Below are 5,461 nucleotides of genomic sequence, written 5' to 3'. Positions count from 1 at the left end.
TGATACAGGAATATCGTTCCGCAGGGCGAGGGCAAGATGCTCTAGCTGGCTTGCAGGTGATTGAGCAGCCCAGACCCGCAACAATGGACGAGATGCTGGCAGAGTTATCCGTGGAGACCTTGCAAGCGGTGCTGGAAGAGTTGCCTGCCGAGCCACACTTTGCCATCTGGCAGGCGAAGTTGAATCAGGCAATACGAGTATTGACGGTGGCAATGCCTGTAGAGGTGAGGATGTAACGAAGAAAAAGCGGGGACGTCTTTCCCAGATGCCCCCGCTTTCCAAATAAAGAAAATGCCTGATAAAATACAGAACGTATGTTCTATTTATTAAGTTGACTATTATAACAATTTTGTTATAATAAAGGAGAAAGAAACCCGATGTGGAAGATTCTTTTTTATGAAGATCGTCGCAGGAAAAGCCCTGTTTTAGACTTCATGAACAGCCTGAGCGCGAAGGATCGAGCGAAGGTCAATAATGCCCTGAGACTGCTTGAAGAATTTGGTGTGAAGCTGAAGATGCCCCACGCCCGACATATTCAAGGAAAACTCTGGGAACTGCGTCCGGGAGCAAACCGCCTATTCTATTTCATTTATATTGATGACCAGATCATTCTGCTGCATGGTTATCGAAAGCGTAGCCAGAACGCTCCCGCGAAAGAGATAGCAACAGCATTACGATATATGCAAAAATTTATGGAGGAGTAAGATGGTTCCAATTTCTAAGACCACATTCCAGGATTGGCAAGAAAAGCAAAATCAGGACCCTGACTTTGTTGCTGAAAGCCTTGAACTCGAGACAGGCTATCAGATTACGCGTTTGCGCATCTTGCAAGGACTGACTCAGGAAGAACTGGCCGAGAAGGTAGGTACACGCCAACCTTCGATTGCGCGTTTGGAAAGCGGGCGAAGTTTACCAAGCCTTTCTTTCTTGGAAAAAATTGCTGATGCTTTAGATGCCAAGATAGAAATAAAGGTCATTCCTAAGGCTATATCTTGATAACAAAAAGGCCTGCTAAAAAGCAGGCCTTTTTTTGTTTAACGGCGAAATAACGGCGGTTTATCGCCGGGGATGTTTTTTTATGCATGCACAAATAAGGCAATATGAGTAAAGAGGATACAAATCTGTACTCTTTTTGCTGAAGTAAAGTCCTATTTACATAAGCTATATATGAGACTAATCTATCAATTTCCAAGAATGAGCAAATCAAAAATTAGAACCTCTGAGCAAAAGGTCGCAAGCTCCAGTCCTGTGCAAGGGGGCTAAAAGCGAAAAAAGCACTTTTTACAGGTGCTTTTTGGTAACGGGGGCAGGACTCGAACCTACAACCTCCGGGTTATGAGCCCGAAGAAACGAAAGAAGGCTTAGAGCGTTTATCTTTATCATTATTGACATTCGCGTAAATTGGTTAAGAGAGCGTCTGAAAACTATATTCCAGCGCCAGACCCGAAAGGTTTTCTCACGAATCCGTGTATCAAAAGGGGATTTTGCATGACAGAATCTTTTCCAACGAGACTACTTTGGAAACCTTTCGGGTCTTATCAGGAACTTAACTAATTTTTGTGAAAGTCAATAGCTAACCCGACGGTCTACAGTGCACAAGGAACTAAGGGCGGCAGGTTGGTATTTGGGGTGATTCAATAAGGATTGAGGAAAAATGCCAAGCAGACAAATTCTCATCCTCTAAATCTGGATTTTTGACTCCAGAGATATTTACTATGGCAGTATATAAACCCAAAGCTTTTCGCTATATACTTCTTCTTTCGTATTTCCTTTCCAGGCTACAGGCAATTCAAGATCAAAGCGAATCCCTGCATTCAAAATAGTCATCTCAAATGAAGAAATCCCTTTGCGCCACGGGATAAGCGGGTGCTGATTTGTCCTTTTGCTTAGTTCCCGCCGCATTTCTCTGGATAATGTACGCAGAGCCATTGGTGAGAGTAAAGAAAAGACCAGCGTTTTGAACTGCTCCCATAAAACTGGACACGAAAAAGAAAAGACCCCAAAATTTGTTAAAGCTAGAAATCCCCATCTGGTTAGGTTGTTGGGAAATGTTAGTTTTGTGCTAAATTCAGGGATTATGGAAACGTTGCTGAATGCTTATTCTAAAATTAGTGAGAAGGTGGCGGAATTGATATATGGGGATTGGGATGAGTAGTTCGGTGTTCAAAGTGGGATTATGTTAATACAGGCGCGCGTGTAAAAGAGTGTCAGCTTTGTGAATTAGACGATGAAGAGCAAGCACTCATCAAATCTGTTATGCAGCAGCTACAATTCTCTAAGCGGATTAATAATTCGTCAAAGTGTAAATAAGAGCTTGCGTTATTTACACTTTGTAGATAAAATGTAAATATATCCATCGTTATTTACAGGTGTATCTATGAATCCAAGTGAGTTTTCTAAATCAGCATCGGGGCGCCTTATCCAAACAGATAGTGGGTATTGGGCGTTTATTCCTGCCCCCCTGCATCCAGAAGTTCAATGGTCTCCGAAATTGGTGACCTTGTTATCTGAAGCTGAACGCGCCTTAGCGCAATTGGCCGAAGTTGGGCAATCATTTTCGCCCACTAGGATTTCAGTAAAACCATTTGTGCGTCAAGAGGCAGTAATCTCTTCACGCATCGAAGGTACGCGCACATCGTTGAGGGAATTGTACTCCTATGAAGCGGGGCATTTATCTTTTCTTGAAGCAGATACCGATGCACAGGAAGTCCAGAATTATGTGCAGGCGATGGAATATGGATTGGAGCGTCTGGAGACGCTACCTGTCAGTTTACGTTTTATTCGGGAGCTACACGAGAAGTTGATGCGCGGCGTGCGTGGCGATATTTGGACGCCTGGAGAGTTTCGGCGTAATCAAAACTGGATTGGTGCGTCCGGCTCAACTATAGAAACAGCCAGATATGTGCCACCTCCTGTTGAAGAGATGCACACTTGCCTGCATGAATTGGAAGATTTTATTCATGCACCTTCTGATTTGCCTTTACTGATTCGTTTGGGGATGATCCATGTACAGTTCGAAGCCATTCATCCATTTTTGGATGGAAACGGGCGCGTGGGACGCTTGCTTATTTCGCTCTTGCTTTGTGCTTGGGATTTGCTTCCTCAGCCTTTTCTGCATTTGAGCGTTTTTATAGAAGCGCATCGTAGTGAGTACTACAAATATCTGCTGGCTGTCAGTCAAAAGGGAGACTGGGAGGCTTGGTTAAGTTTTTTTTTGACAGGAATACGAGAGCAATCACTTGAAGCGAAAGCGCGAGTTAAAGAGTTGGTAAATTTGCGCGAAAGCTATAGTCAGCAATTAGAAAAAGAGCGTACTTCTGAGCGTTTGATGCAGGCTATTGACTTTATTATGGATCAACCCGTTTTATCTGTTCGCCAATTAGAAGCTGGGCTAAATCTGAGCAATTATCTCTCAGCTCAACGTTTGGTAGCGAAGCTAGAAAAATATGACATATTGCAGGAAGTAACAGGGCAAGCCCGTAATCGTATTTATCAAGCAGATGGAATTTTACGAGCAATTCTTGAGCCAATCGATGCGCCAAATAACGCGTTTTAGTTGAAAATAATGAGCATTTGGTTTACATCAGACACACATTTTGGACATGCCAATATCATCCAGTACTGCGATCGCCCTTTCACTACTCTCTCTGAGATGGATGAGGGTTTGATAGCAAACTGGAATCAAGTTATTCAACCAAATGATATTCTTTATCACTTAGGCGATTTTACGCTTGGCGGACAAGAACAAGCTACCAATTATTTTGCTCGTCTCAATGGAAAAATCTCAATTGTTCCAGGCGGACATGATAAAAAATGGGCATCAAAAGGAGAATATCTCTCCAAATCTGGGCATCCTATTGTTATTTTGCCTCCGTTGGCAACCATCAAGTTAAATATCTCTGGCGTTGAGCAGCCTCAATTGATTGTATTATGTCATTATGCAATGCGAGTTTGGGATCGCTCTCATTATGGAAGTTGGCATCTTTATGGGCATTCACACTGTGGTCTTCCATCATATCCTAATAGCCGAGATGTTGGTATAGATTGTTGGAATTATTTTCCTGTGTCCTTAGAGCAAATTTCTGATGAAATAGGCAAGGCAGAAAAGTGATTGTAATAAACGAAAAGATCATCTTCGGGTAGCATAAGGCTAATTTCTAAACGTAAAATAAAAGAAGAAGGTTATTCACAAATTTTTGAAGAGTTTTCTTCTTTTACTGAGCTAATATATATAGGTAGATTTACATAAGTTAATTTGGGCTTTCCCCGCATATTCTCCGACATACTGCACTTCGGCTTTGGCACAAGAAAGTGAGCGATGATCGCACGGCCGCTGCTTAGATAGGGAATAGCGAATCAACAATGAGAAAGTACGATGCTGTACAAAGGCAAGGTGTGATAGAAGCGGCTGAGTTGATTTAGCCTTTGGTATTAACGAAAATGGCGATGGCATCCCATCGTCATTTTCATAAGTCGCTGATCCGAAAAGACAGTTAAAAGCTAGGCATGTTCCGAAACAGGTACTTCTTTTTCAATGAGAGCAGCCCTGTCTGTGGCAGCTTCCAGGTCATAGCGCGTTTGCAACCTAAGCCAAACTTCGGCGCTGGTTCCAAAATAACGCGCCAAGCGCATGGCAGTATCTACTGTAATCGAACGCTTGCCTTTAATAATCTCACTAATACGGATTGGCGTAACTCCAAGATCTTTTGCTAAACGATACTGGCTCAATCCAAGTGGTTTAATAAAATCTTCCAGCAACACTTCGCCGGGGTGAATTGGGGATAACATCGTATCCATTTGTGCCTCCATACTGCCACGAATTTTTGTTTTTAAAGTGGCTTTACTTCCGGTAAATCCACCTCAAGCAAATGCCTGTTAGTGGTAGTCAACAATTTCGACATCTCTTGCACTATCACCTGTCCAAACAAAGCAAATTCTCCATTGATTATTAATGCGAATGCTATGTTGTCCTTCTCTATCACCTTTTAGTTTTTCAAGTCTGTTACCAGGTGGGGATAACAAATCCTGTAAGTCAATTGCGTTATCCAGATAAAGCAGCTTTCTGCGGGCGGTTCGTTGAATGTCCCTTGGCAGTTTCGTTGAAACTTGACCGTGAAATATCTTTTCTGTTTCGGTGGACACAAAAGATGTTATCATGTCAAAATAGTATCACGATGCGGTATTATCGTCAAGCGATAGTAAAAAAAGATGTGTAATTATTATTACAGAGCAACATTCAAAAAGCACAAAATGTTAGATGAAATGGAATAATAAATTTCTATTTACATGAGTTATTCTTAGCTTATTTGTTCTGTTTTCTGGTATAATTACAGGGAGAAAACAATAAAAAAACAACCCGCAAGTGTGCGCTAACACACAAGCGGGTCTGACCCCCGCCGTGGGACCAGCCACGACGAAAGCTGATGCGAATTATAGCACGGCGGGCACTTTGAAAGGAGTC

General features: G+C 42.4%; 7 protein-coding genes. 5 read left to right on the top strand and 2 right to left on the bottom strand.

Annotated elements, in window-relative coordinates; all coding sequences use genetic code 11:
- The 5 genes from AC3DOM_RS15265 to AC3DOM_RS15245 all read left to right on the top strand — a co-directional run.
- Positions 1–236, top strand: a 236-nt coding sequence (locus tag AC3DOM_RS15265) for a hypothetical protein (protein ID WP_487919903.1), incomplete at its 5' end; no start/stop codon positions are given.
- A gap of 141 nt (positions 237–377) precedes the next feature.
- Positions 378–704, top strand: a complete 327-nt coding sequence (locus tag AC3DOM_RS15260; protein ID WP_487919902.1) for a type II toxin-antitoxin system RelE/ParE family toxin — start codon at positions 378–380, stop codon at positions 702–704.
- Position 705: 1 nt separating this feature from the next.
- Positions 706–996 carry a helix-turn-helix domain-containing protein gene (locus AC3DOM_RS15255; protein ID WP_487919901.1) on the top strand — a complete coding sequence of 97 codons (291 nt, stop codon included), beginning with the start codon at positions 706–708 and terminating at the stop codon, positions 994–996.
- Between the two features lie 1,381 nt (positions 997–2,377).
- Entirely contained in the window at positions 2,378–3,556 is a 1,179-nt protein-coding gene (locus tag AC3DOM_RS15250; protein ID WP_487919900.1) for a Fic family protein, read from the top strand.
- A 9-nt stretch (positions 3,557–3,565) separates the two neighbouring features.
- The gene (locus AC3DOM_RS15245) at positions 3,566–4,111 is read left to right on the top strand and encodes a metallophosphoesterase (protein WP_487919899.1); all 546 of its coding nucleotides are present in this window, start codon (positions 3,566–3,568) and stop codon (positions 4,109–4,111) included.
- 389 nt (positions 4,112–4,500) lie between these two features.
- Here AC3DOM_RS15245 and AC3DOM_RS15240 read toward each other — a convergent pair whose 3' ends face one another.
- Together AC3DOM_RS15240 and AC3DOM_RS15235 are read right to left on the bottom strand one after the other, a co-directional pair.
- The gene (locus AC3DOM_RS15240) at positions 4,501–4,788 is read right to left on the bottom strand and encodes a HigA family addiction module antitoxin (RefSeq protein WP_487919904.1); all 288 of its coding nucleotides are present in this window, start codon (positions 4,786–4,788) and stop codon (positions 4,501–4,503) included.
- A gap of 87 nt (positions 4,789–4,875) precedes the next feature.
- Positions 4,876–5,157, bottom strand: coding sequence for a type II toxin-antitoxin system RelE/ParE family toxin (locus AC3DOM_RS15235; RefSeq protein ID WP_487919898.1), 282 nt, complete (start codon positions 5,155–5,157; stop codon positions 4,876–4,878).
- Positions 5,158–5,461: the final 304 nt, after the last annotated feature.

This window comes from Candidatus Desulfolinea nitratireducens (assembly GCF_982879505.1).
Note: the sequence above shows the minus strand (reverse complement) of the source record. Positions and strands in the feature narration are given on the sequence as shown.

Bases quoted from the DNA above. Each gene is read 5' to 3' on its own strand.
- AC3DOM_RS15240 (WP_487919904.1), bottom strand. From the start codon at position 4,788: ATGTTATCCCCAATTCACCCCGGCGAAGTGTTGCTGGAAGATTTTATT.
- AC3DOM_RS15250 (WP_487919900.1), top strand. From the start codon at position 2,378: ATGAATCCAAGTGAGTTTTCTAAATCAGCATCGGGGCGCCTTATCCAA.
- AC3DOM_RS15245 (WP_487919899.1), top strand. From the start codon at position 3,566: ATGAGCATTTGGTTTACATCAGACACACATTTTGGACATGCCAATATC.
- AC3DOM_RS15255 (WP_487919901.1), top strand. From the start codon at position 706: ATGGTTCCAATTTCTAAGACCACATTCCAGGATTGGCAAGAAAAGCAA.
- AC3DOM_RS15260 (WP_487919902.1), top strand. From the start codon at position 378: ATGTGGAAGATTCTTTTTTATGAAGATCGTCGCAGGAAAAGCCCTGTT.
- AC3DOM_RS15235 (WP_487919898.1), bottom strand. From the start codon at position 5,157: ATGATAACATCTTTTGTGTCCACCGAAACAGAAAAGATATTTCACGGT.